This is a genomic window from Streptomyces pathocidini, from assembly GCF_001418495.1.
GTDB classification, from domain to species: domain Bacteria; phylum Actinomycetota; class Actinomycetes; order Streptomycetales; family Streptomycetaceae; genus Streptomyces; species Streptomyces pathocidini.
On record NZ_LIQY01000088.1, the window covers coordinates 1 to 24,544 of the forward strand.

The window sequence follows — 24,544 nt, forward strand, 5'->3', positions numbered from 1 at the left end:
CACCGCTTCCGCCACCCGGGCCGTTCCGCTGATCAGTTCCAGCGTTCGGCCCGCCGTTCCCGGCTCGTGCAGCAGCTCCGCGAGCACGGCCGCGACGTCGTCACGGGAGACCGCGCCGCGCCCCGTCCGCTCGGCCAGGGCCACCAGACCCGTGCCCGGCTCGTCGGTCAGCCGGCCGGGCCGCAGGATCGTCCAGTCCAGCCGCTCCCGCGCCCGTACGTCCGCGTCGGCCGCGCCCTTCGCCCGCAGGTACGCGGCGAACACCGGGTCCATGCTCTCGGGCGGCTCGTCGTCGGAGCCCATCGCCGAGACCACGATGTGGCGCCGCACTCCGGTCCGCTCCGCCGCGTCGGCGAACAGCACCGCTGCCGCCCGGTCCACCGTCTCTTTCCGCGCGGCCCCGCTGCCGGGCCCGGCGCCCGCCGCGAAGACGGCCGCGTCCGCGCCCTGGAGATGGGCCGCGACCTCCTCGACCGAGGCCGACTCCAGGTCGCAGAGCACCGGTTCGGCCCCCACTGCCCGCAGGTCGTCCGCCTGCTCGTGACGGCGGATCAGACCCGCCGCCTCGTCCCCGCGCCCGGCGAGCAGCCGCTCCAGCCGCAGCGCGATCTGACCGTGTCCACCAGCGATGACAATGCGCATGCCCCGACCGTACGGGCAGACTCGCACGGAAGCTCGCGCAGAAGCCCTCGCCGACAGGGCGCAGGAGCCCTCGCCGACCGACGCAGGAGCCCGTACGGGCCCATGCAGGAGCCCGCGCGGACCCGCGCAGAAACCCTCGCAGACCGGCGCAGAGGCCCGCACCGACCCGCGCGGAGGCCCGTACGGACCCGCGCAGACCCGCGCGAAAAGCTCGCGCGGAAGGCCCGCGCCAAAGGCCCTCGCAGACGCCCTCTAGGACCCGCCCTGCGCCTGCCGCGGCAGGTCCAGCGCCGCTACCGCCGCCGAGTCGCAGTACTCCCGCACCGCGCTCGTCCGTGCCACAACGCGCCCCCGGTGCACCACGATCCGGCTGTACGCGAGCGACAGCACCCCGGCCAGGCCCTCCCCGCGCACCGCCAGCAGCTCCGCTGGGAAGCCCGCCTCGACCCGCACCTCCGGCAGCCCCATCGCCGCACGGGCCCGCCCGCTCACCGCCTCGTACGCCGCCTCCGGCCGCTCCCCGGCCTGGGCGACGAGGAGGTAGGCCGCCTCCAGCGGGTCCCCGCGCCCCGCCGGGTTCGCCGCGTCCCGCATGGCCCCGCTGCCCGCCGCCACCGGCACGCCCGCCGAGCGCAACAGCCGTACGAGAGCGGCCGATCCGTACGGTCCGGCCGCCCGTTCGCGAGGCCGCTCCATCGCGCCGCAGTCGCCCTGCGGCAGGCAGGCGATCGTGATCCCGGCCGCCGCGAGCTGGTCCGCGGCCCGCGCCGCCGCGTCCCGTGGGAGCCGCGCGAGCCCCGCGCACGGGCCGAGGACGACGCCCGGCCGCAGCCCGCCCGCCATGGCGGCCAGCCGCGCGAGCCGTGCCGGATCGTCGCCCTCGGTGTGCAGGTCGACGGGGCAGCCGTGCTCCGCGGCGACCTCAAGTACCGCTTCCGCGTAGCCCGTTGGGTCGGGGTCGAGGTCCGGGCAGCCGCCGACGACCGCGGCGCCCATCTTCACCGCGTCCCGCAGCATCGCGAGCCCGTCCGCGCCCGCCACCCCCGTGAGCACCCGCGGCACCGCGACCGCCGCCAGGTCGGTCAGCCCGCGCAGCGCGCGCCGCGCCTGGAGCACCGCCTCCAGCGAGCCGAGCCCCTGCACGCCGCCGATCCTGACGTGCGTGCGCAGCGCGGTCGTGCCGTGCCCGAGCTGGAGCAGCGCGGCCTCCGTGGTGCGCCGCTGGACGTCCTCGGGCGCGTACGAGACGGGGCCCTCGGTGTCGGCGGTCAGCGCGGTGTCGCTGTGGGCGTGCGGCTCGGCGGGCGCCGGGAGCAGCAGGTATCCGCCGAGGTCGACGCGGGTGCCGGTCTCGGCGGGGCCGGTCGCGCGGGCCAGGCTGCCGGCCGTGCCGACGGCCTCGATGCGCCCGCCGCTCAGCCGTACGTCCACGGTCCTGCCGTCGGCCAGCCGTCCGCCGCACAGCACCAGGGCACCGGCCTCGGGGGCCGCGCCGTCGCGCTTCGGGGGTTGCTGCGGGTGGCTCTCTGGCCTCTCTGGCATCGCGCTCCCTGAGGTCCGGCACGGGACGGGCGCCGCCAAGATCACGCAGCGCGGAACGAGCCTATGGCGAGGCCGGGACGGCATCGAGGAGGAGCCCAATAGTCGTACTGGTGTGGTGGCCCCACCGGCGGGGAAGGGGGCTCCGATACGGATTTCACCTTCGGCGGCGGACCGTGTAATGTCTTCACCGCTCGCCCCAATAGCTCAGTCGGCAGAGCGTCTCCATGGTAAGGAGAAGGTCTACGGTTCGATTCCGTATTGGGGCTCTGATGTGCGGGTAACCTCGTCCCTGGGGGCGGGGAGCCTCGCATCAAAGCGGTGTAGCTCAGTCGGTAGAGCAAGCGGCTCATAATCGCTGTGTCACCGGTTCAAGTCCGGTCACCGCTACTGACAAGTAGCCGATTGTGGGGTCGGTCCTCCGATCGGCTACTCTTTCTGCGTTCATCCCATTTGGTATCTGTCCGTCCAAGGAGCACTCACGTGGCTGCCACCGACGTCCGCCCGAAGATCACGCTGGCCTGCGTGGAGTGCAAGGAGCGGAACTACATCACCAAGAAGAACCGGCGTAACGACCCGGACCGTCTTGAGATGAAGAAGCACTGCCCGCGCTGCAACGCCCACACGGCGCACCGCGAGACGCGATAACCCAGGCTCGTACGCGAGGCCGCCCCCGGACCGGGGGCGGCCTCGCGGCGTTCGTGGCGCCCCGACCCGGTCATCGGCCCCTCGGCGGCTACCGTTCAACGAGCACATCGACCCAGGAGGTAGCGAGCCATGGCGCTCGACCAGTCCTTCGTCGGGCGGACCTACCCGCCCACCGAGCCGTACGAGGTCGGCCGGGAGAAGATCCGCGAGTTCGCCGAGGCGATCGGCGACGCCAACCCCGCGTACACCGACCCGGACGCGGCCAAGGCGCTCGGGCACCCGGACGTGATCGCCCCCCCGACCTTCGCCTTCGCCATCACCTTCAAGGCGGCGGGCGAGGTCGTCCAGGACCCGGCGCTGGGCCTGGACTACAGCCGCGTCGTGCACGGCGACCAGAAGTTCGCCTACGAGCGCCCGGTCCGCGCCGGCGACCGGCTCTCCGTCGTCTCGACCATCGAGTCGATCAAGTCCCTCGCCGGGAACGACGTCATCGACATCCGCGGCGAGGTCCGCGACGAGAGCGGCGAGCACGTGGTGACCGCGCACACCAAGCTGGTGGCCCGCGCCGCCGAGGAGGGCTGAGGGCGATGACGGCGAAGATCGCTTACGACGAGGTCGAGGTCGGCACCGAACTGCCCCCGCAGACCTTCCCGGTCCGCCGCGACACCCTCGTCCGCTACGCGGGCGCCTCCGGCGACTTCAACCCGATCCACTGGAACGAGAGGTTCGCCAAGGAGGTCGGCCTCCCCGACGTCATCGCGCACGGCATGTTCACCATGGCCGAGGCGGTCCGGGTGGTCACCGACTGGGCCGGCGACCCCGGCGCGCTCACCGAGTACGGGGTCCGCTTCACCAAGCCGGTCGTGGTCCCCGACGACGACGAGGGCGCGCTCATCGAGGTCAGCGCGAAGGTCGCGGCCAAGCTGGAGGACCGTACGGTACGGGTCGACCTGACCGCGGTCAGCGGCGGGCAGAAGGTGCTGGGCATGTCCCGCGCCCTGGTCCGGCTCGCCTAGCGCCCGCCCGGCGAACCCTCCTCCGTAGCAAACTCTTCCGGGTCTTCCCCAGGAACGGTCCATCCGCCGTGCGGCGGCGGGCCGTTGCCCTTTTCCGGCCGGGCGCCGTGCCAAGCTGCGCTTATGACGCCCGGTCAGGAGGAGTGCATGGAACAGCAGCGCGCGGCCCGCCGCACCGCGGTCTGGACCCTGGTCATCACCAGCGCGGCCGGCTTCATGGCCAGCCTGGACAACCTCGTCGTCACCACCGCGCTGCCGGCCATCCGGGAGGACCTCGGCGGCGGCCTGGAGGACCTCGAGTGGACGGTCAACGCGTACACGCTCACCTTCGCCGTCCTCCTCCTGCTGGGCGCCGCGCTCGGCGACCGCTTCGGCCGCCGCCGCCTCTTCGTCGCCGGCCTCGCGGTGTTCACCGCGGCCTCCGGCGCGGCCGCGTTCGCCCCCGGCATCGAGGGCCTGGTCGCGGCCCGCGCCCTCCAGGGCGTGGGCGCCTCGGTCCTCATGCCGCTCACCCTCACCCTGCTCACCGCCGCGGTCCCGGCCGAGCGGCGCGGCATGGCGTTCGGCATCTGGGGCGCGGTCAACGGCCTGGCGGTGGCGGCCGGGCCGCTGGTCGGCGGGGCGGTCACCGAACACCTCTCCTGGCAGTGGATCTTCTGGCTGAACGTCCCCGTCGGCCTCGCGCTGCTCCCGCTCGCCCGCCTCCGGCTGACCGAGTCCCGCGGCCCCGAGGACCGCCTGGACCTGCCGGGCACGGCGCTCGCCAGCACGGCCCTGTTCGGGGTCGTCTACGCGCTGGTCCGCGGCAACGCCGACGGCTGGAGCAGCGCCCCGATCGTCACCGGCTTCACCGCGGGCGGCGTCCTCCTGGCGGGGTTCGTCGCGTACGAGATGCGGGCGGCGCGACCGATGCTGCCAATGGGGCTCTTCCGGAGCCGGGCGTTCAGCGCGATCAACGCGGCCGGCCTGCTGATGTTCCTCGGCATGTTCGGCTCGGTCTTCCTGCTGAGCCAGTTCCTGCAGGGGGTCGGCGGCTACAGCCCGATGGAGGCGGGCGTGCGCATGCTGCCGTGGACGGCGATGCCGCTCCTCGTCGCCCCGATCGCGGGTGCGGTCTCCGACCGCGTCGGCGGCCGATCGATCATCGTGGCGGGCCTCGCCCTCCAGGCGCTCGGCCTCGCGCTCTTCGCCATGGTCCTGGAACCGGGCGTGAGTTATGTCGCACAGCTGCCCGCGCTCGTCGTCAGCGGGGTGGGCATGTCGCTGTTCTTCGCGCCCACCGCCAGCGTCGTGATGAGCAGCGTCCGCCCCCGGGACCAGGGCATCGCCTCCGGCGCCAACAACGCGATGCGCGAGGTGGGCGGTGCGCTGGGGATCGCGATCCTCTCCTCCGTCTTCTCCGCCCAGGGCGGCTACGCCTCGCCCCGGATCTTCATCGACGGCCTCGTACCCGCCCTGTGGACCGGCGCCGCCGCGGTCGCCGCCGCGGCCGTCGTGGCGCTGCTGGTCCCCGGCCGCCCCCGGGCGCCGCGCCCCGCGGGACCGGCGCGCGAGGCCGTGTCCGTACCCGCCTAGCGCCCGGCCGGGGCGGCGCGATGCGGGCGCTGTCGGTGGGCCCCCTTACAGTTGAGCGCGTGCAGGAACTCCACGACGCCCCGCTCGCCCCGCTGACCACCTTCCGGCTGGGCGGCCCCGCCACCCGCCTGGTCACCGCCGCCACGGACGACGAGGTCGTCTCGGCCATCCGCGCGGCCGACGCGGCCGTCACCCCGCTGCTGATCATCGGCGGCGGCAGCAACCTCGTCATCGGCGACAAGGGCTTCGACGGCACGGCCCTGCGCATCGCGACCACCGGCGTCGCGCTGGACGGCACACGGCTCGAACTGGCCGCGGGCGAGAACTGGTCCGAGGCCGTCGCCCGCACGGTCGAGGCGGGCCTCGCGGGCATCGAGTGCCTCGCCGGAATCCCCGGCTCCGCAGGCGCGACGCCGATCCAGAACGTGGGCGCGTACGGCCAGGAGGTCTCCGCCACCATCACCGAGGTCGTGGCCTACGACCGCCGCGCCGACGAGACGGTCACCATCCCGGGCGCCGAGTGCGGCTTCTCGTACCGCAACAGCCGCTTCAAGGCCGACCCCGAGCGGTACGCGGTGCTGCGCGTGCGGTTCGAGCTGGAGGACGCGGACGGGCTGTCGACCCCGGTCAAGTACGCCGAACTCGCCCGCGCCCTGGGCGCCGAGCCCGGCGACCGGGTGCCCGCCGCCGAGGCCCGCGCCGCGGTGCTGAGGCTGCGCGCCGGCAAGGGCATGGTGCTGGACCCCGAGGACCATGACACCTGGTCCGCCGGCTCCTTCTTCACCAACCCGATCCTCGGCGCGGGCGAACACGAGGCGTTCCTCGCCCGCGTCGCCGAGCGCATGGGCCCGGACACCGCCCCGCCCGCCTACCCGGCGGGCGACGGGCGGGTCAAGACCTCCGCGGCCTGGCTGATCGACAAGGCGGGCTTCACCAAGGGCTACGGCACGGGCCCCGCCCGCATCTCCACCAAGCACACCCTCGCCCTGACCAACCGCGGCGACGCCACCACCGAGGACCTCCTCGCCCTCGCCCGCGAGGTCCGCGCCGGCGTCCACGCCGCCTTCGGCGTCACCCTGGTCAACGAGCCGGTGACGGTCGGCGTCCAGCTCTAGCCGCGCCCCTGCTCGGCCGGCCCGGTCGGCCGGTCTGGTCGGCCGGTCTGGTCGGTCTGCCGGCTCGGTCCGCCCGCCCGGTCCACCAGCTCGGTCCGTCCGCTCAGTCCGTCAGCCAGGCGTCGATCCCGGCCAGGAGCTTCGCCTTGACGTCCTCGGGGGCGGCCGAGCCGCGGACCGACTGCCGTGCCAGTTCGGCCAGTTCGGCGTCGGTGAAGGCGTGGTGGGCGCGCGCCAGCTCGTACTGCGCGGCCAGCCGGGAGCCGAAGAGCAGCGGGTCGTCCGCGCCCAGGGCCATCGGGACGTTCGCCTCGAACAGCTTCCGCAGTGGCACGTCCTCCGGCTTCTCGTAGACCCCGAGCGCTACGTTCGAGGACGGGCAGACCTCGCAGGTGACCTGGCGGTCGGCGAGCCTGCGCAGCAGCCGCGGGTCCTCCGCTGCCCGCACGCCGTGTCCGATCCGGCAGGCGTCCAGGTCGTCGAGGCAGTCCCGGACGCTGCCCGGCCCGGACAACTCGCCGCCGTGCGGGGCCGCGAGCAGCCCGCCCTCCCGCGCGATCGCGAACGCCCGGTCGAAGTCCCGCGCGAATCCCCGTCGTTCGTCGTTGGACAGCCCGAAGCCGACGACGCCCCGGTCCGCGTACCGCACGGCCAGCCGCGCGAGGGTACGGGCGTCCAGCGGGTGCTTCGTACGGTTCGCCGCGACCAGCACCCGCATCCCGACCCCGGTGTCCCGCGAGGCCGTCTCCACCGCGTCGAGGATGACCTCCAGCGCCGGGATCAGCCCGCCGAGCCGGGGCGCGTACGAGGTGGGGTCGACCTGGATCTCCAGCCAGCCGGACCCGTCCAGCACCTCCTCCTCGGCCGCCTCCAGCACCAGCCGCCGGATGTCCTCGGGGGAGCGCAGACAGGAGCGCGCGATGTCGTACAGCCGCTGGAAGCGGAACCAGCCGCGCTCGTCGGTGGCCCGCAGCCTCGGCGGCTCGCCGCCGCTCAGCGCCTCGGGCAGATGGACCCCGTACCTGTCGGCGAGCTCCAGCAGGGTGCCGGGCCGCATCGAGCCGGTGAAGTGCAGGTGCAGATGGGCCTTGGGGAGGAGGCGGAGGTCACGTACGCGGTCCATTGGGAGATCCTGCCGCATGCGCCCGGCAATCCGGTAGCGGGTTGCCTGAACGAGGGCTTGCTCGAACGGGAATGCGGAGGGCTCGGGGGGAATGCGAAGGGCCCGGCCTCCTCGCCGTGAGGAGGCCGGGCCCTTCGTAGGCGGACTGCCTCAGTCCCGTGCCTCGCCCAGCAGCTTCTGCAGCCGCGAGACGCCCTCGACCAGGTCCTCGTCGCCCAGCGCGTAGGAGAGCCGCAGGTAGCCGGGGGTGCCGAAGGCCTCGCCCGGGACGACCGCGACCTCGGCCTCTTCCAGGATGATCTCGGCCAACTCGACGCTCGTCGCGGGCCGCTTGCCGCGGATCTCCTTGCCGAGCAGCGCCTTCACCGACGGGTACGCGTAGAACGCGCCCTCCGGCTCGGGGCACTCGACGCCGTCGATCTCGTTGAGCATCCGCACGATCGTCCGGCGCCGCCGGTCGAAGGCCTCGCGCATCTCCGCGACCGCGTCCAGGTCGCCGGAGACGGCGGCCAGTGCGGCGGCCTGCGCCACGTTGGAGACGTTGGAGGTGGCGTGCGACTGGAGGTTGGTCGCGGCCTTCACCACGTCCTTCGGGCCGATGACCCACCCCACGCGCCAGCCGGTCATCGCGTACGTCTTGGCGACGCCGTTGACCACGATGCACTTGTCGCGCAGCTCGGGTACGACGACGGGCAGGGACGCGCTGGTGACATCAGCGCTGGCGCGCGCGGCTGCGTCTCCGTAGACGAGGTGCTCGTAGATCTCGTCGGTCAGCACCCACAGCCCGTGCTCGGCGGCCCAGCGGCCGATCTCCTCGACCTGGGCGCGGGGGTAGACGGCGCCGGTCGGGTTGGACGGGGAGACGAACAGCACGACCTTGGTGCGCTCGGTGCGCGCGGCCTCCAACTGCTCGACGGAGACGCGGTATCCGGTGGTCTCGTCGGCCACCACGTCCACCGGAACACCGCCCGCGAGGCGGATCGACTCGGGGTAGGTGGTCCAGTACGGGGCCGGGACGATGACCTCGTCGCCCGGGTCGAGGATCGCGGCGAAGGCCTCGTAGATGGCCTGCTTGCCGCCGTTGGTCACCAGGACCTGCGCGGGCTCGACCTCGTAGCCGGAGTCGCGGAGCGTCTTGGCGGCGATCGCGGCCTTGAGCTCGGGCAGGCCGCCCGCGGGGGTGTAGCGGTGGAACTTCGGGTTGCGGCAGGCCTCGACGGCGGCCTCGACGATGTAGTCGGGCGTCGGGAAGTCGGGCTCGCCGGCTCCGAAGCCGATCACCGGGCGCCCGGCGGCCTTGAGGGCCTTGGCCTTGGCGTCCACGGCGAGTGTCGCGGACTCGGAGATCGCGCCGATACGGGCCGAGACCCGTCGGTCGGTCGGGGACGTTGCGGGAGGAGTAGCACCGGTCATGACTGCATGGTCCCAGACGGCCCGTCCACGGCACACACGGGTTTGCGGCGGGAACCGCAGGTACGTGTTCGACGCTGGGGCGCGGAGCACGTACACTCATGCGTCGTTGGCCTTCAACCGGCCGCTCCGTACCGCGCACACCATGCGTTCGGGCGTATGCGGTACGTTGGGGGAGACAACAAAGGGTCGTAGCTCAATTGGTAGAGCACTGGTCTCCAAAACCAGCGGTTGGGGGTTCAAGTCCCTCCGGCCCTGCTTCACGCATTCCCCACTGGAATGTGTGCGCGCAAGTATGTACTGAAATGCACCGCCGTGCGGCTCCACCGGGCGCGGCACGGCCACGACCCGGGATTCAGGTGAGGACGAGTGACGGCAGCCCCTGGCTCCACCGCGACGCCTGAAAGCGGTCGTCCCGAGGACGAAGTCGCGACGAAGAAGGGCCGCCGCGGCGGCAAGCGCGGCAAGAAGGGCCCCCTGGGCCGCCTCGCGCTCTTCTACCGGCAGATCGTCGCCGAGCTGCGCAAGGTCGTCTGGCCCACTCGCAGCCAGCTCTCGACCTACACCACAGTGGTGATTGTCTTCGTTGTCATCATGATCGGTCTGGTGACCGTGATTGACTATGGGTTCTCCGAGGCCGTCAAGTACGTCTTCGGCTGATCCCGCGGAGGGCGCCCGTGCGAGAGGCCCCTCCGTCTGTTCCACACATTGAAGCCAGGAAGAAGCAGCCACCGTGTCTGACGACCCGAACCAGAACGACGCCACCGAGCCCGTCGAGGGCGACGAGGCAGCGGTCGACATCGTCGAGGCGGCCGATGAGGCCGACCAGGCCGAGGCTGCGGACGCCGCGGCGGGCGAGCCTGCCGAGGAAGCCGCGTTGCACGTCGAGGACGAGGGCACCGCGGACGCCGAGGACGAGGGCGGCGAGGACGCCGAGGACGCGGCACCCGAGGGCGAGGAGCAGGAGCCCGCGGTCGACCCGGTCGAGGCCCTGCGCCAGGAGCTGCGCAGCCTGCCGGGCGAGTGGTACGTGATCCACACCTACGCGGGCTACGAGAACCGTGTGAAGACCAACCTCGAGCAGCGCGCCGTCTCGCTGAACGTCGAGGACTACATCTTCCAGGCGGAGGTGCCGCAGGAGGAGGTCGTCCAGATCAAGAACGGCGACCGCCGCACCGTCCGCCAGAACAAGCTGCCCGGCTACGTGCTGGTGCGCATGGACCTGACGAACGAGTCCTGGGGCGTCGTGCGCAACACCCCGGGTGTCACCGGCTTCGTCGGCAACGCCTACGACCCTTACCCGCTGACCCTGGACGAGATCGTCAAGATGCTCGCCCCGGAGGCGGAGGAGAAGGCGGCCAAAGAGGCCGCCGAGGCCGAGGGCCGGCCCGCCCCGAGCCGCAAGGTCGAGGTGCAGGTACTGGACTTCGAGGTCGGCGACTCGGTCACCGTCACCGACGGCCCGTTCGCGACGCTGCAGGCGACGATCAACGAGATCAACGCCGACTCGAAGAAGGTCAAGGGCCTGGTCGAGATCTTCGGCCGCGAGACCCCGGTCGAGCTGTCCTTCGACCAGATCCAGAAGAACTGACGCCTTCTCAGGCGCTCTGGAACAAACGCTTCCGGCCAGGTCGGGCGGGCTCTACGAGCCCGCCCGACCTGCTCGGTTTTGGCCGCGCGACAGTACCCGCTATCGTTGTGCGGTATGCCTCCATCCGGATGACCGGATGGATCGGCGAAACACCTCTCACTAGGACCCGGAGAGAGCATGCCTCCCAAGAAGAAGAAGGTCACGGGGCTGATCAAGCTCCAGATCCAGGCCGGTGCGGCCAACCCGGCTCCGCCGGTCGGCCCCGCACTGGGTCAGCACGGCGTCAACATCATGGAGTTCTGCAAGGCCTACAACGCCGCGACCGAGTCGCAGCGTGGCATGGTCGTGCCGGTGGAGATCACGGTCTACGAGGACCGCTCCTTTACCTTCATCACCAAGACTCCGCCGGCCGCGAAGCTGATCCTCAAGGCCGCGGGTGTGGACAAGGGCTCCGGCGAGCCGCACAAGACCAAGGTCGCCAAGATCACCCGCGACCAGGTCCGCGACATCGCCACCACCAAGATGCCCGACCTGAACGCCAACGACCTGGACGCCGCCGAGAAGATCATCGCCGGCACCGCCCGCTCCATGGGCATCACGGTCGAGGGCTGACACCCACCCCCGTAAGCACCTCTGTGGTGGGGCCAGGCGCTGGCCCGTACCACGACTCCGTACTCACATAGGAGCAGCAGTGAAGCGCAGCAAGAATCTCCGCGCTGCGGACGCCAAGATCGACCGGGATCGTCTGTACGCCCCGCTCGAGGCCGTCCGTATCGCCAAGGACACCTCTTCCTCCAAGTTCGACGGCACCGTCGAGGTCGCCATGCGTCTGGGCGTCGACCCGCGCAAGGCCGACCAGATGGTCCGCGGCACCGTGAACCTTCCGCACGGCACCGGCAAGACCGCCCGGGTCCTGGTCTTCGCGACCGGTGACCGTGCTGCGGCCGCGGAAGCCGCAGGCGCCGACATCGTCGGCTCCGACGAACTGATCGACGAGGTGTCGAAGGGCCGTCTGGACTTCGACGCCGTCGTCGCCACCCCGGACCTCATGGGCAAGGTCGGCCGCCTCGGCCGCGTGCTCGGTCCCCGTGGCCTGATGCCGAACCCGAAGACCGGCACCGTGACCCCGGACGTGGCCAAGGCCGTGACCGAGATCAAGGGCGGCAAGATCGAGTTCCGCGTCGACAAGCACTCGAACCTGCACTTCATCATCGGCAAGACCTCGTTCGACGAGGCCAAGCTGGTGGAGAACTACGGCGCCGCGCTGGAGGAGATCCTCCGTCTGAAGCCGTCCGCCGCGAAGGGCCGGTACGTCAAGAAGGCCACCATCTCCACCACGATGGGCCCCGGCATCCCGGTCGACCCGAACCGCACCCGCAACCTCCTCACCGAGGAGGACCCGGCCGCGGTCTGACCCGACCCCAGCCGAGCGCTGAAACCGGCCCCCACGCCTCCGGCAGGCGCGGGGGCCGGTTTGCTCTCGCTTCACCGGGCCGCGCGCGATCCGGCCCGAGCGGGCCAGTGTGTGAACCCGGCCCCGCCGGGGCCCTGTTGAGGGTTCCGCGGGGGGCGATTTGCTCGGGGCGCGTGGGTTCGCGTACTCTTCCACCGAAGCCAAAGACCGCTGGTTGTTGTCGTGCACCGAGAGGAGCGCGGCGGCCGAAGGATCCGCTAGCTGCGGGCGACCTGCGCAGGTGACACTGGAAGTGCTCCCGGACCTGTCCGGTCGAGCTGCGCCCCGTGCATCTGTGCCGGGGCGTTTCGTTTTGTTCAGCCCCTTCCGTGCGGTCCTAATCACCCGGAAGGAGGCCGAGGCTCATGGCAACGCCTGACAAGGTCGCAGCCGTTGAGGAGATGACGGACAAGTTCCGCAACTCCAACGCCGCTGTGGTCACCGCGTACACCGGACTTTCCGTGGCACAGCTCAAGGAGCTGCGCCGCTCGCTCGGTGAGAACGCTCAGTACCGTGTGGTGAAGAACACGCTGACCAAGATCGCGGCCCAGGAGGCCGGGGTCACCACGCTCGACGAGTTCCTGCAGGGCTCGACGGCCGTCGCTTTCGTGACCGGTGACCCGGTCGAGGCGGCGAAGGGTCTGCGTGACTTCGCCAAGGAGAACCCCGCTCTCGTCATCAAGGGCGGTGTCCTTGAAGGCAAGGCGCTGTCCGCCGACGAGATCAAGAAGCTTGCGGACCTCGAGTCCCGTGAGGTGCTGCTCGCCAAGCTGGCCGGTGGCATGAAGGCGTCCATGGTCAAGGCCGCGGCGACCTTCCAGGCCCCGCTCACGAAGTTCGCCCGCACCGCGGACGCGCTTCGCAGCAAGGTCGAGCAGGGCGGTGCCGGTACGCCGGCTCCCGCCGAGGCCGAGTCCGCCGCGGAGTAACGCTCCGCGATCGCGTTCGGTCGCAGCGGGCCCGTACGCCCGCCGAAATGTACATTCCGGCACCAGCCGAATTAGTGGAAGGACCGCCACCATGGCGAAGCTCAGCCAGGACGACCTGCTCGCGCAGTTCGAGGAGATGACCCTCATCGAGCTCTCCGAGTTCGTGAAGGCCTTCGAGGAGAAGTTCGACGTCGAGGCCGCCGCCCCGGTCGCCGTCGCCGCCGCCGGCGCCCCGGGTGCCCCGGCCGCCGAGGCCGCTGAGGAGAAGGACGAGTTCGACGTCATCCTCACCGGTGCGGGCGACAAGAAGATCCAGGTCATCAAGGTCGTGCGCGAGCTGACCTCGCTGGGCCTGAAGGAGGCCAAGGACCTCGTCGACGGCACCCCGAAGCCGGTCCTCGAGAAGGTCAACAAGGAGGCCGCTGAGAAGGCCGCCGAGTCCCTCAAGGGCGCCGGCGCCTCGGTCGAGGTCAAGTGACCTCACGAGTCGGCTGACTCACCTGCCCGCGTCAGCGGGCGCTACCGAAGGGCGATCACCCATACGGGTGGTCGCCCTTCGGCGTCCCCGCAGCGCGTTCCTTGCTCCCCGCCGAGCGCCAGGTAGGGTGATCTTCGTTGTCCGGCCGGTGGGCCCCTGGGGGATCGCCCGAGGGTGGGGGGCCTTGACGAACGGCACGCAGCGCGCAATTCTCAGGACGCGACGTCACACCGATCCAGGATCCGAGGCATGGATCGCAGACGAAGAGGGCAGTATCGATATGCGCTTTCGGCGCGAGGCATGGCGCAGGCGATGAAGAAGAACAACGAGGGACACGTAACCTCCCGGTTGACCCGGGAGGATGGTCTCTGGACATCAGTGGGCCAAGTGGCTACACTGACCCTTTGCGCTGCCTGTTAGCTGCTCCCTGCCCGTCACCAGGGGCAAGCCCACGTTCGATCATTACGGAATAGAACTTCCTGACCTGGGATTTCTCTCTGTCGTGGAGCGAACTGGACCGGTACGCGCGTAGTGAGTCCGAGCCCTCGGAAGGACCCCCTCTTGGCCGCCTCGCGCAACGCCTCGACTGCCAATACGAACAACGGCGCCAGCACTGCCCCGCTGCGCATCTCCTTTGCGAAGATCAAGGAGCCCCTCGAGGTTCCGAACCTCCTTGCGCTGCAAACCGAGAGCTTCGACTGGCTGCTCGGCAACGCCGCATGGAAGGCTCGTGTCGAGTCGGCCCTGGAAAGTGGACAGGACGTCCCCACCAAGTCCGGTCTGGAGGAGATCTTCGAAGAGATCTCCCCGATCGAGGACTTCTCCGGGTCGATGTCGCTGACCTTCCGCGACCACCGCTTCGAGCCGCCGAAGAACTCGATCGACGAGTGCAAGGAGCGCGACTTCACGTACGCGGCGCCGCTCTTCGTCACCGCCGAGTTCACCAACAACGAGACCGGTGAGATCAAGTCCCAGACGGTCTTCATGGGCGACTTCCCGCTCATGACGAACAAGGGCACCTTCGTCATCAACGGCACCGAGCGTGTCGTGGTGTCCCAGCTGGTCCGCTCGCCGGGTGTCTACTTCGACTCCTCCATCGACAAGACGTCCGACAAGGACATCTTCTCGGCCAAGATCATCCCCTCCCGGGGTGCCTGGCTGGAGATGGAGATCGACAAGCGCGACATGGTCGGCGTCCGCATCGACCGCAAGCGCAAGCAGTCCGTCACCGTCCTGCTCAAGGCGCTCGGCTGGACGACCGAGCAGATCCTCGAGGAGTTCGGCGAGTACGAGTCCATGCGCGCCACCCTGGAGAAGGACCACACCCAGGGCCAGGACGACGCGCTGCTCGACATCTACCGCAAGCTGCGCCCGGGCGAGCCGCCGACGCGTGAGGCCGCGCAGACGCTGCTGGAGAACCTCTACTTCAACCCCAAGCGCTACGACCTCGCCAAGGTCGGCCGCTACAAGGTCAACAAGAAGCTCGGCGGGGACCAGCCGCTCGACGCCGGCGTGCTGACCGTCGACGACGTCATCGCCACCATCAAGTACCTGGTCAAGCTGCACGCCGGGGAGACCGAGACGCGCAGCGCCGAGGGCCAGGAGATCGTCGTCGAGACCGACGACATCGACCACTTCGGCAACCGCCGCCTGCGCAACGTCGGCGAGCTCATCCAGAACCAGGTCCGCACCGGCCTGGCCCGCATGGAGCGCGTCGTCCGCGAGCGGATGACCACCCAGGACGTCGAGGCGATCACGCCGCAGACCCTGATCAACATCCGGCCGGTCGTCGCCTCCATCAAGGAGTTCTTCGGCACCAGCCAGCTGTCCCAGTTCATGGACCAGACGAACCCGCTGTCGGGCCTGACCCACAAGCGCCGTCTGTCCGCGCTGGGCCCCGGCGGTCTCTCCCGTGAGCGGGCGGGCTTCGAGGTCCGTGACGTGCACCCCTCGCACTACGGCCGCATGTGCCCGATCGAGACGCCCGAAGGCCCGAACATCGGTCTGATCGGCTCGCTCGCCTCGTACGGCCGGGTCAACGCGTTCGGCTTCGTCGAGACCCCGTACCGCAAGGTCGACAACCAGGGTGTCGTCACCGACCAGGTGGACTTCCTCACCGCCGACGAAGAGGACCGCTTCGTCATCGCGCAGGCGAACGCCCCGCTGACGGACGACAACCACTTCGCCGAGGCCCGCGTGCTCGTCCGCCGCCGCGGCGGCGAGGTCGACTATGTGCCGGGCACCGACGTGGACTACATGGACGTCTCGCCGCGCCAGATGGTGTCGGTCGCGACCGCCATGATCCCGTTCCTCGAGCACGACGACGCCAACCGCGCCCTCATGGGATCGAACATGATGCGCCAGGCCGTGCCGCTCATCAAGGCCGAGGCCCCGCTGGTCGGCACCGGCATGGAGTACCGCTGCGCGGTCGACGCCGGCGACGTCATCAAGGCCGAGAAGCCGGGCGTCGTCCAGGAGGTCTCCGCGGACTACGTGACGGTGGCCAACGACGACGGCACCTACACCACGTACCGCGTGGCCAAGTTCTCCCGCTCCAACCAGGGCACCTCCTTCAATCAGAAGGTCGTCGTGGACGAGGGCGCGCGGGTGATCGAGGGCCAGGTCCTCGCCGACGGTCCGTCCACGGACGAGGGCGAGATGGCGCTCGGCAAGAACCTACTCGTGGCGTTCATGCCGTGGGAGGGCCACAACTACGAGGACGCGATCATCCTGTCGCAGCGCCTCGTCCAAGACGACGTCCTCTCCTCGATCCACATCGAGGAGCACGAGGTCGACGCCCGTGACACCAAGCTGGGCCCCGAGGAGATCACCCGGGACATCCCGAACGTCTCCGAGGAGGTCCTGGCCGACCTCGACGAGCGCGGCATCATCCGCATCGGTGCCGAGGTCGTCGCCGGCGACATCCTGGTCGGCAAGGTCACGCCCAAGGGCGAGACCGAGCTGACCCCGGAGGAGCGCCTGCTGCGCGCGATCTTCGGTGAGAAGGCGCGCGAGGTCCGCGACACCTCGCTGAAGGTGCCGCACGGCGAGACCGGCAAGGTCATCGGCGTACGCGTCTTCGACCGCGAGGAGGGCGACGAACTGCCCCCGGGCGTGAACCAGTTGGTCCGCGTCTACGTCGCGCAGAAGCGCAAGATCACCGACGGTGACAAGCTCGCCGGCCGCCACGGCAACAAGGGCGTCATCTCCAAGATCCTGCCGGTCGAGGACATGCCGTTCCTGGAGGACGGCACCCCGGTCGACATCATCCTCAACCCCCTCGGTGTCCCGTCCCGGATGAACCCGGGCCAGGTCCTGGAGATCCACCTCGGCTGGCTCGCCAGCCAGGGCTGGAAGGTCGAGGGCGAAGAGGACTGGATGAAGCGTCTCCAGGCGATCGGCGCCGACGAGGTGCTGCCCGGCACCAACGTCGCGACCCCGGTCTTCGACGGCGCCCGCGAGGACGAGATCGCCGGCCTCTTCGAGTCGACGGTCCCCAACCGCGACGGCGAGCGCATGGTCCTGCCCTCCGGCAAGGCCCGGCTCTTCGACGGCCGCTCCGGCGAGCCGTTCCCGGACCCGATCTCGGTCGGGTACATGTACATCCTCAAGCTGCACCACCTGGTCGACGACAAGCTGCACGCCCGGTCGACCGGTCCGTACTCGATGATCACCCAGCAGCCGCTGGGTGGTAAGGCCCAGTTCGGTGGCCAGCGGTTCGGCGAGATGGAGGTGTGGGCCCTCGAGGCCTACGGCGCCGCGTACGCCCTCCAGGAGCTGCTGACCATCAAGTCCGACGACGTCACCGGTCGCGTGAAGGTCTACGAGGCCATCGTCAAGGGCGAGAACATCCCTGAGCCCGGCATCCCCGAGTCCTTCAAGGTGCTCATCAAGGAGATGCAGTCCCTGTGCCTCAACGTGGAGGTGCTGTCCTCGGACGGCATGTCCATCGAGATGCGCGACACCGACGAGGACGTCTTCCGCGCTGCGGAGGAGCTCGGTATCGACCTGTCCCGGCGCGAGCCGAGCAGCGTCGAAGAGGTCTGACGGGTCTGGCCGGGGCCTCGTAACACGAGGCCCCGGGCCAACCCCGGACCCCAGTCAGACCCCTGAAGACACGACCCCGAAAGAGGGATTGACGACAAGTGCTCGACGTCAACTTCTTCGACGAGCTGCGGATCGGCCTCGCCACCGCTGACGACATCCGTCAGTGGTCGCACGGTGAGGTCAAGAAGCCGGAGACCATCAACTACCGCACCCTCAAGCCCGAAAAGGACGGACTCTTCTGCGAGAAGATCTTCGGTCCGACCCGGGACTGGGAGTGCTACTGCGGCAAGTACAAGCGTGTCCGCTTCAAGGGCATCATCTGCGAGCGCTGCGGCGTCGAGGTCACTCGCGCCAAGGTGCGCCGTGAGCGGATGGGCCACATCGAGCTGGCCGCTCCCGTCACCCACATCTGGTACTTCAAGGGCGTCCCGTCGCGTCTGGGCTACCTGCTCGACCTCGCCCCGAAGGACCTCGAGAAGGTCATCTACTTCGCCGCCTACATGATCACGTGGGTGGACGAGGAGCGCCGTACGCGCGACCTGCCCTCGCTGGAGGCACACGTCTCCGTCGAGCGCCAACAGGTCGAGCAGCGCCGCGACGCCGACCTGGAGGCCCGCGCCAAGAAGCTCGAGACCGACCTGGCCGAGCTCGAGGCCGAGGGCGCCAAGGCCGATGTGCGCCGCAAGGTGCGCGAGGGCGCCGAGCGCGAGATGAAGCAGCTGCGCGACCGCGCGCAGCGCGAGCTCGACCGGCTCGACGAGGTGTGGACCCGCTTCAAGAACCTGAAGGTCCAGGACCTCGAGGGCGACGAGCTGCTCTACCGCGAGCTGCGCGACCGCTTCGGCACGTACTTCGACGGCTCCATGGGCGCCGCCGCGCTGCAGAAGCGCCTGGAGACCTTCAACCTCGACGAGGAGGCCGAGCGCCTCCGCGAGATCATCCGGACCGGGAAGGGCCAGAAGAAGACCCGGGCGCTCAAGCGCCTCAAGGTCGTCTCCGCCTTCCTGCAGACCAGCAACAGCCCCAAGGGCATGGTGCTGGACTGCGTCCCGGTGATCCCGCCGGACCTGCGCCCGATGGTGCAGCTGGACGGTGGCCGCTTCGCGACCTCCGACCTGAACGACCTGTACCGCCGCGTCATCAACCGCAACAACCGCCTGAAGCGGCTTCTCGACCTCGGCGCGCCCGAGATCATCGTGAACAACGAGAAGCGCATGCTCCAGGAGGCCGTCGACGCGCTCTTCGACAACGGCCGCCGCGGCCGCCCGGTCACGGGCCCCGGCAACCGTCCGCTGAAGTCGCTGTCCGACATGCTCAAGGGCAAGCAGGGCCGCTTCCGGCAGAACCTGCTGGGCAAGCGAGTCGACTACTCGGCGCGTTCGGTCATCGTCGTCGGCCCGCAGCTCAAGCTGCACCAGTGCGGTCTGCCGAAGGCCATGGCGCTGGAGCTCTTCAAGCCGTTCGTGATGAAGCGCCTGGTGGACCTCAACCACGCGCAGAACATCAAGTCGGCCAAGCGCATGGTCGAGCGCGGCCGCACGGTCGTGTACGACGTGCTCGAAGAGGTCATCGCCGAGCACCCGGTGCTGCTGAACCGCGCGCCCACCCTGCACCGCCTCGGCATCCAGGCCTTCGAGCCGCAGCTGGTCGAGGGCAAGGCCATCCAGATCCACCCGCTCGTCTGCACCGCGTTCAACGCGGACTTCGACGGTGACCAGATGGCCGTGCACCTGCCGCTGTCCGCGGAGGCGCAGGCCGAGGCCCGCATCCTGATGCTGTCCTCGAACAACATCCTCAAGCCGGCCGACGGCCGGCCGGTCACCATGCCGACCCAGGACATGGTGCTGGGCCTGTTCTTCCTCACCACGGACGAGGCCGAGCGCGAGGTCAAGGGCGAGGGCCGGTCCTTCGGCTCCTCGGCCGAGGCGATCATGGCGTTCGACGCCCGGGAGCTCTCGCTCCAGGCGAAGGTCGACATCCGCTTCCCGATCGGCACCGTCCCGCCCCGAGGCTGGACCCCGCCGGTCGAGGAGGAGGGCGCCGCGTCCGATGGCGGCTACGCCACGGGCGAGTGGCAGCAGGGTGACAGCTTCCGGCTGCGGACGACCCTGGGCCGCGCGCTCTTCAACGAGCTGCTGCCCGAGGACTACCCGTTCGTCGACTACTCGGTCGGCAAGAAGCAGCTCTCCGAGATCGTCAACGACCTCGCCGAGCGCTACCCGAAGGTCATCGTCGCGGCGACGCTCGACAACCTGAAGGCGGCGGGCTTCTACTGGGCGACCCGCTCCGGTGTCACCGTCGCGGTCTCGGACATCGTCGTCCCCGAGGCCAAGAAGGGCATCATCGAGGGCTACGAGGCCCAGGACGAGAAGGTCCAGAAGCAGTACGAGCGCGGTCTGATCACCAAGGACGAGCGCACGCAGGAGCTCATCGCGATCTGGACCAAGGCGACCAACGAGGTCGCCGAGGCGATGAACGCGAACTTCCCGAAGACGAACCCCATCTTCATGATGGTCAACTCGGGTGCGCGCGGAAACATGATGCAGATGCGTCAGATCGCCGGTATGCGTGGTCTGGTGTCCAACGCGAAGAACGAGACCATCCCGCGGCCCATCAAGGCGTCGTTCCGCGAGGGTCTGTCCGTGCTGGAGTACTTCATCTCCACCCACGGTGCCCGTAAGGGTCTCGCGGACACCGCCCTGCGTACCGCGGACTCGGGTTACCTGACCCGTCGTCTGGTCGACGTCTCCCAGGACGTGATCATCCGCGAGGAGGACTGCGGCACCGACCGCGGCCTGAAGCTGGAGATCGCGTCCAAGGGCGCCGACGGCGTGCTGCGCAAGGCCGAGGACGTCGAGACCAGCGTGTACGCGCGCTGCCTCGCCGAGGACATCGTCGTCGACGGCAAGGTGCTGGCCCCGGCCGGCACCGACCTGGGCGACGTGCTCATCGACGAGCTGGTCCGCCACGGCGTCGGCACGGTCAAGACCCGCTCGGTCCTGACCTGCGAGTCCGCGGTCGGCACCTGCGCGATGTGCTACGGCCGTTCGCTCGCGACCGGCAAGCTGGTGGACATCGGCGAGGCCGTCGGCATCATCGCCGCCCAGTCCATCGGTGAGCCCGGCACCCAGCTGACGATGCGTACCTTCCACACCGGTGGTGTGGCCGGTGACGACATCACCCAGGGTCTGCCGCGTGTCGTCGAGCTCTTCGAGGCCCGTACGCCCAAGGGCGTCGCGCCGATCTCGGAGGCGGCCGGCCGCGTCCGGATCGAGGAGACCGAGAAGACCAAGAAGCTCGTCGTCACCCCGGACGACGGCTCCGACGAGACCGCGTACGGCGTCTCGAAGCGGTCCCGTCTGCTGGTGGGCGAGGGCGACCACGTCGAGGTCGGCCAGGCGCTGACCGTGGGTGCCACCAACCCGCACGACGTGCTGCGCATCCTCGGCCAGCGGGCCGTCCAGGTCCACCTGGTCGGCGAGGTGCAGAAGGTCTACAACTCGCAGGGTGTGTCGATCCACGACAAGCACATCGAGATCATCATCCGGCAGATGCTGCGCCGCGTGACGATCATCGAGTCCGGCGACGCGGAGCTGCTGCCGGGCGAGCTCGTGGAGCGCTCGCGCTTCGAGGGCGAGAACCGGCGCGTGGTCCAGGAAGGCGGCCACCCGGCCTCCGGCCGTCCGCAGCTGATGGGTATCACCAAGGCCTCGCTGGCGACCGAGTCGTGGCTGTCGGCGGCGTCCTTCCAGGAGACGACCAGGGTCCTGACCGACGCGGCGATCAACGCCAAGTCGGACTCCCTGATCGGCCTCAAGGAGAACGTGATCATCGGTAAGCTCATCCCGGCCGGTACGGGCCTGTCCCGCTACCGCAACATCCGGGTCGAGCCGACCGAGGAGGCGAAGGCCGCGATGTACTCGGCCGTCGGTTACGACGACATCGACTACTCGCCCTTCGGCACGGGCTCCGGCCAGGCGGTCCCGCTGGAGGACTACGACTACGGCCCGTACAACCAGTAAGGCGCCCGCGCCTGGCTGAGGCGCAGTGCCTGACGAGAGGGCGGCCACCCCGTGTGGGGCGGCCGCCCTCTCGGCTGTCCGCCGACCTCAGCCGGGCGTCAACTGCCAGGCGGAGAAGGCGAGTCCGGCCAGGGCTGTCAGGGTCGCGATGCCGGTCAGGGGCCAGCGTGCGCGTTCCAGGTCGTCCAGGCGGGTTTCGTGGTCGGCGAGTTGGCGGTCGGTCTGGTCGCTGCGCTGGACGAGGAGTGCCAGCGAGCCGTCGACCCGGGTGAAGCCCGCCTCCACCGAACCGCGCAGCCGCTCCAGCTCCAGGGCGATCCCGGCGGTGTCGAACGGCGCCGGGTCACGCATCGGTGCTTCCTGTCCGGCCGGTGCCGAGGGCTGTCCGGTCGCCGCTCTCCGGCGCGGTGCGCAGCCAACTCGGCAGCAGGGGCTGCAGTGTCGGCAGTGCCATCGCCCGGGCCAGGCCGCCCGAGACGGCCAGGGCGCTCGCCACCCAGGGGAGGGTGGTGGGCAGGCCGGTGGCGTCGATGATCGCGGGGAGGGCGAGGGCGAGTCCGACGGCGGTCTGCAGGACGGTGCGCAGGGTGCGCTTGGTGGGCTCGGACGGTGTTCGCATGGCGAAGCCTCCTCCCGGTGGGCTGTTCAGGCGGTGTACGGGACCTTGAGGGCGTCCCACTGCCGCCGGCCGGGCCAGCCGTCGCAGTATGCCGGGGCGTCGCCGAGCTTCCGTTGCCACCTGCGGAAGGACTCGCGGTCGGCGTCGGTCCACTCCTTGTGGCCGATGACGGAGGCCGAACTCCAGCCGTGGGCACGGCAGATGGCGGCCGAGGCGCGTTCGATCGCCGCCAGCTGGGCATCGGGCCACGGGTCGGAGCCGTCGCCGAGGTTGACGCACTCGAAGCCGTAGAAGCGGGTGTTGCCGTCGGCGTCGTTCCGGGTGGGGCGGGGCAGGGCCGACTCGCTGACGACGGCGGCCAGGACGGCGCTGTCGCCGCTGCCCGCGTGGTTGGCGCGGCCGTTGCCGACGAGGTGGACGGTGCCGTCCTTGTCGATGACGCCGTGGCACAGCGGGCCGGGGAGCGCGGCGTAGCCGTCGTGGCAGAGGGCGACGGGAGGCATCGGTGCCGCTGGTGACGGTGTGATGGATCATCACTCCGTTCACGGGGCCCCAGGGGCCCTTGTGGTTGCGGTTGTGCTCGCGCCAGTCGCCGTACTCGACGACGCGCAGCCCCTCGGCGCGGAGGGCGGTCACGAGGCGGTCGGCGGTCAGGGGTGTTGCCATGGAGGTTCTTCCTTCGGGTGCTGTCGCCGGGGCTCTCGTACGCCTTCGGGCATACGAGAGCCCCGGGCCGAAACAGCTCGGGGCGGGCAGGAGTCGACGGTCGGGGGCTCAGGCCACCGTCGGTCTCGGTCACTTGGCCGCGCGGGACGACGAACCGGTAGCGGATCTCCGCGCCGTCGGTGAACTCCAAGCCGAGGGCCCGCTCCTCGATCAGGGCCTCATCGGTGATGCCGAAGGTGTACGTGCCGGAGTCCGGGGCCGTCTCGGCGACCGCGCCGTTCCCGTAGAAGAACGGCAGGGTGTTCTCGTTCAGCTGCAGCATGCCGAACTTCAGTGTGAGATCGGCTCGTTGTAGATGTAGCGGGCGGCGCCGACCGACTGCCAGGTGTCGACCTTGACGGTCTTGCCCTTGCGCCCGAACTTGACGCCCTCGGGGGCGGTGTAGCCGAGGTCGACCCAGTCGGCGCCCCACCCGGTGGCGGTATCGGCGGGCGCGGCCGTGCCGACCTCGGCGACCAGGACGCGGCCGGTGCCGGCGACGCGGATCTCGTTCGGGTTGATTCCGGACATGGAGATGCTCCTTCGGTTCGGTGGAACTCGGTGAGAAGAGGAGGAGACGAAGAGGAAAGAGGCGGAGTCGATACGGGAAACGGCCCCGCCGTAAGGCAGGGCCGCGCGGAAGGGAAGCGGTGAAGAAGTGAAGCAGTGAAGAAGAGGTGAAGCGGTGAGTCAGGCCGTCGGAGAGTCAGGCCGTCGGGCGGATGAAGAGCCGCACCCTGGTCAGGTAGCGGTTCCCGGCCGGCCTGTTGTAGTCGGGCAGCCAGCGCGCGGCTTCCTCCTCGACCACGTCGGTGACGACGGCGGTCCCGTACGCGGTGCCGCGCAGTTGGAAGAGCGCGGCCCGGGCGGAGAGGGAGATGGTGTGCGCGGCGGTCTTGTCCGGGCTGTAGCTCTCCAACTCGGCGATGGGCTGGTCGAGATGGAGGTCGTCGACCCAGGCGCCGCCGACTCGGGAGACGAGCACCGCCGGGTCGAGGTCGGACGAGGGGGAGGGGAAGGGAGGGGAGGGAGAGAGGGGAAGAGGGAGCGGTTCGCGCGCTGGGTCGAGGGGCTGATGCGCGAACGCGGCTACGACATCGACAGCCCGCGCGGCGGGGGGAGGTCCCGGCTCGCGGAGGACGCGGGAGTGCACCGGGCGGCCGTGACCCGACTGCTGCAGCGGCAGAGCGTGCCGGACCTGGAGACCATGCGGGCGCTGGCGCGGGTGCTGGGTGTGGGGTTGCGCGACATGCTGATCGAGTCCGGCAGGGTCACGGCGGAGGATCTGCCGCTGCCCTCCGGTGCCCGGCGGGCAGCCGCCCGGTCGCGCTCCGGCGCGGACGAGGCGGGCCGGGTCTCTCCTGAGGAGGCGGCCGGACTGCTCGGCATCCCGGAGAGTCACCGCCGGCAGTTCGTCGAGATGACCGAAATGATTCTCGTGGTGAGCGGCGCACACTCCGGCGCCCGCCCCGGTGCGCGCTCCGGCGGAGGTGTGCTCCCGGGCGGAGGCGAGGGGGAGGAGGGCGGCGGTGGCGGGAAGAGTGGCTCCGTACTGGGGCGTAGCGGGTAAAGCGGGCGCCAGGGTCGGCGGGATTCGCGGCGGGGCATGTGTTTTGACCGGAGTCAATGAGG

Annotated in this window: 21 protein-coding genes, 3 tRNA genes and 2 pseudogenes; 17 read left to right on the plus strand and 9 right to left on the minus strand. The window is 70.2% G+C overall.

From position 1 onward, the window contains the following. Window positions 1–642 (minus strand): NAD(P)H-binding protein (locus AOK16_RS05800; protein WP_055471141.1); only part of this gene is annotated, 642 nt, incomplete at its 3' end. 252 nt (window positions 643–894) lie between these two features. Next, a complete protein-coding gene (locus AOK16_RS05805; RefSeq protein ID WP_055471142.1) occupies window positions 895–2,184 on the minus strand; it encodes an amidohydrolase family protein in 1,290 nt (429 codons plus the stop codon). Between the two features lie 193 nt (window positions 2,185–2,377). Here AOK16_RS05805 and AOK16_RS05810 point away from each other — a divergent pair. The 7 genes from AOK16_RS05810 (at window position 2,378) to AOK16_RS05840 (ending at window position 6,535) form a co-directional block, all read left to right on the plus strand. Next, window positions 2,378–2,450, plus strand: a tRNA-Thr gene (locus AOK16_RS05810). Between the two features lie 48 nt (window positions 2,451–2,498). Then, window positions 2,499–2,571 (plus strand) — tRNA-Met (locus AOK16_RS05815). 93 nt (window positions 2,572–2,664) lie between these two features. Then, window positions 2,665–2,829: a 50S ribosomal protein L33 gene (rpmG, locus tag AOK16_RS05820; RefSeq protein WP_004571794.1), complete on the plus strand. Its 165-nt coding sequence runs from the start codon at window positions 2,665–2,667 to the stop codon at window positions 2,827–2,829. Window positions 2,830–2,958: 129 nt separating this feature from the next. Further along, a complete protein-coding gene (locus tag AOK16_RS05825; protein ID WP_055471143.1) occupies window positions 2,959–3,411 on the plus strand; it encodes a MaoC family dehydratase N-terminal domain-containing protein in 453 nt (150 codons plus the stop codon). Window positions 3,412–3,416: 5 nt separating this feature from the next. Beyond that, window positions 3,417–3,845, plus strand: coding sequence for a MaoC family dehydratase (locus AOK16_RS05830; RefSeq protein WP_055471144.1), 429 nt, complete (start codon window positions 3,417–3,419; stop codon window positions 3,843–3,845). 147 nt (window positions 3,846–3,992) lie between these two features. Then, window positions 3,993–5,420 carry a DHA2 family efflux MFS transporter permease subunit gene (locus tag AOK16_RS05835; protein ID WP_055471145.1) on the plus strand — a complete coding sequence of 476 codons (1,428 nt, stop codon included), beginning with the start codon at window positions 3,993–3,995 and terminating at the stop codon, window positions 5,418–5,420. A gap of 59 nt (window positions 5,421–5,479) precedes the next feature. Continuing rightward, the gene (locus AOK16_RS05840) at window positions 5,480–6,535 is read left to right on the plus strand and encodes a UDP-N-acetylmuramate dehydrogenase (protein WP_055471146.1); all 1,056 of its coding nucleotides are present in this window, start codon (window positions 5,480–5,482) and stop codon (window positions 6,533–6,535) included. A gap of 103 nt (window positions 6,536–6,638) precedes the next feature. On the opposite strand, the gene AOK16_RS05845 is transcribed toward AOK16_RS05840, so the two are convergent. Both AOK16_RS05845 and AOK16_RS05850 read right to left on the minus strand, forming a co-directional pair. Then, on the minus strand, window positions 6,639–7,658 hold the full coding sequence (locus AOK16_RS05845; RefSeq protein ID WP_055471147.1) for an adenosine deaminase: 1,020 nt from the start codon (window positions 7,656–7,658) through the stop codon (window positions 6,639–6,641). A gap of 150 nt (window positions 7,659–7,808) precedes the next feature. Next, on the minus strand, window positions 7,809–9,071 hold the full coding sequence (locus tag AOK16_RS05850; RefSeq protein WP_055471148.1) for a pyridoxal phosphate-dependent aminotransferase: 1,263 nt from the start codon (window positions 9,069–9,071) through the stop codon (window positions 7,809–7,811). Window positions 9,072–9,253: 182 nt separating this feature from the next. Here AOK16_RS05850 and AOK16_RS05855 point away from each other — a divergent pair. From AOK16_RS05855 to AOK16_RS05895, 9 genes are all read left to right on the plus strand, one after another. Continuing rightward, window positions 9,254–9,326 (plus strand) — tRNA-Trp (locus AOK16_RS05855). A gap of 111 nt (window positions 9,327–9,437) precedes the next feature. After that, complete coding sequence (secE, locus tag AOK16_RS05860; RefSeq protein WP_055471149.1) at window positions 9,438–9,728, plus strand: preprotein translocase subunit SecE; 291 nt, start codon at window positions 9,438–9,440, stop codon at window positions 9,726–9,728. Between the two features lie 73 nt (window positions 9,729–9,801). Then, window positions 9,802–10,659: a transcription termination/antitermination protein NusG gene (nusG, locus tag AOK16_RS05865; RefSeq protein WP_055471150.1), complete on the plus strand. Its 858-nt coding sequence runs from the start codon at window positions 9,802–9,804 to the stop codon at window positions 10,657–10,659. 177 nt (window positions 10,660–10,836) lie between these two features. Further along, window positions 10,837–11,271: a 50S ribosomal protein L11 gene (gene rplK / locus AOK16_RS05870; RefSeq protein ID WP_055471151.1), complete on the plus strand. Its 435-nt coding sequence runs from the start codon at window positions 10,837–10,839 to the stop codon at window positions 11,269–11,271. Between the two features lie 79 nt (window positions 11,272–11,350). Continuing rightward, on the plus strand, window positions 11,351–12,073 hold the full coding sequence (gene rplA, locus AOK16_RS05875) for a 50S ribosomal protein L1 (RefSeq protein WP_055471152.1): 723 nt from the start codon (window positions 11,351–11,353) through the stop codon (window positions 12,071–12,073). A gap of 404 nt (window positions 12,074–12,477) precedes the next feature. Further along, window positions 12,478–13,041 carry a 50S ribosomal protein L10 gene (rplJ, locus tag AOK16_RS05880; RefSeq protein ID WP_055471153.1) on the plus strand — a complete coding sequence of 188 codons (564 nt, stop codon included), beginning with the start codon at window positions 12,478–12,480 and terminating at the stop codon, window positions 13,039–13,041. Between the two features lie 91 nt (window positions 13,042–13,132). Further along, complete coding sequence (gene rplL / locus AOK16_RS05885) at window positions 13,133–13,519, plus strand: 50S ribosomal protein L7/L12 (RefSeq protein WP_055471154.1); 387 nt, start codon at window positions 13,133–13,135, stop codon at window positions 13,517–13,519. A gap of 561 nt (window positions 13,520–14,080) precedes the next feature. Then, window positions 14,081–17,566, plus strand: a complete 3,486-nt coding sequence (gene rpoB / locus AOK16_RS05890) for a DNA-directed RNA polymerase subunit beta (protein ID WP_055471155.1) — start codon at window positions 14,081–14,083, stop codon at window positions 17,564–17,566. Window positions 17,567–17,664: 98 nt separating this feature from the next. Beyond that, complete coding sequence (locus AOK16_RS05895; RefSeq protein WP_055471156.1) at window positions 17,665–21,588, plus strand: DNA-directed RNA polymerase subunit beta'; 3,924 nt, start codon at window positions 17,665–17,667, stop codon at window positions 21,586–21,588. An 87-nt stretch (window positions 21,589–21,675) separates the two neighbouring features. Here the strand turns inward: AOK16_RS05895 and AOK16_RS05900 are convergent, their stop codons facing one another. The 5 genes and pseudogenes from AOK16_RS05900 to AOK16_RS05920 form a co-directional block, all read right to left on the minus strand. Next, complete coding sequence (locus tag AOK16_RS05900; protein WP_055471157.1) at window positions 21,676–21,939, minus strand: hypothetical protein; 264 nt, start codon at window positions 21,937–21,939, stop codon at window positions 21,676–21,678. Further along, the gene (locus AOK16_RS05905) at window positions 21,932–22,207 is read right to left on the minus strand and encodes a hypothetical protein (protein WP_055471158.1); all 276 of its coding nucleotides are present in this window, start codon (window positions 22,205–22,207) and stop codon (window positions 21,932–21,934) included. Before AOK16_RS05905 ends, AOK16_RS05900 begins: the two co-directional genes overlap by 8 nt. Before the next feature lie 26 nt (window positions 22,208–22,233). Then, window positions 22,234–22,873, minus strand: a pseudogene (locus AOK16_RS05910) (N-acetylmuramoyl-L-alanine amidase). A gap of 178 nt (window positions 22,874–23,051) precedes the next feature. Next, window positions 23,052–23,443: pseudogene (locus AOK16_RS29380) on the minus strand (phage tail tube protein); the annotation flags it as partial. Between the two features lie 175 nt (window positions 23,444–23,618). Then, complete coding sequence (locus AOK16_RS05920; protein WP_055471160.1) at window positions 23,619–23,897, minus strand: hypothetical protein; 279 nt, start codon at window positions 23,895–23,897, stop codon at window positions 23,619–23,621. 90 nt (window positions 23,898–23,987) lie between these two features. Between AOK16_RS05920 and AOK16_RS25265 the strand changes: the two genes are divergently transcribed. Then, entirely contained in the window at window positions 23,988–24,482 is a 495-nt protein-coding gene (locus AOK16_RS25265) for a helix-turn-helix domain-containing protein (RefSeq protein WP_240483397.1), read from the plus strand. The last annotated feature ends 62 nt before the right edge of the window (window positions 24,483–24,544 follow it).